Source organism: Erwinia sp. PPS120 (genome assembly GCF_047918655.1).
In the GTDB taxonomy this organism is placed as follows: domain Bacteria; phylum Pseudomonadota; class Gammaproteobacteria; order Enterobacterales; family Enterobacteriaceae; genus Erwinia; species Erwinia tasmaniensis_A.
Map to the genome: position 1 here is coordinate 1 of NZ_JBLREF010000056.1, position 459 is coordinate 459.

Here is a 459-nt window from a genome sequence, read left to right on the forward strand (position 1 = left end):
AGATGTGTATAAGAGACAGGAGATGTACGACGCGGATGTTTCACCCACGCTGATTTCTAAAGTCACCGATGCGGTTAAAGAGCAGGTCACAGAGTGGCAGAATCGCCCCCTGGATGCACTTTATCCCATTGTTTATCCTGACTGTATTGTTGTAAAAGTTCGCCACGGTGGTAGCGTGATTAACAAAGCCGTCTTCCTCGCACTGGGCATTAATACCGAAGGCCAGAAAGAGCTCCTGGGCATGTGGCTGGCAGAAAACGAAGGCGCAAAGTTCTGGCTCAGCGTGCTGACAGAGCTTAAAAACCGGGGCCTTCAGGATATCCTGATTGCCTGCGTGGACGGTCTGAAGGGCTTCCCGGATGCGATAAACAGCGTTTATCCCCAGACGCATATCCAGCTGTGCATTATTCACATGGTGCGTAACAGCCTGAAATACGTGTCGTGGAAGGACTATAAAGC

General features: G+C 50.5%; 1 protein-coding gene. It reads left to right on the plus strand.

Features of this window, described 5'->3' with window-relative positions:
* A partial coding sequence (locus ACLRGG_RS20445; protein ID WP_416251474.1) for an IS256 family transposase occupies positions 1-459 on the plus strand: 459 nt, incomplete at both ends.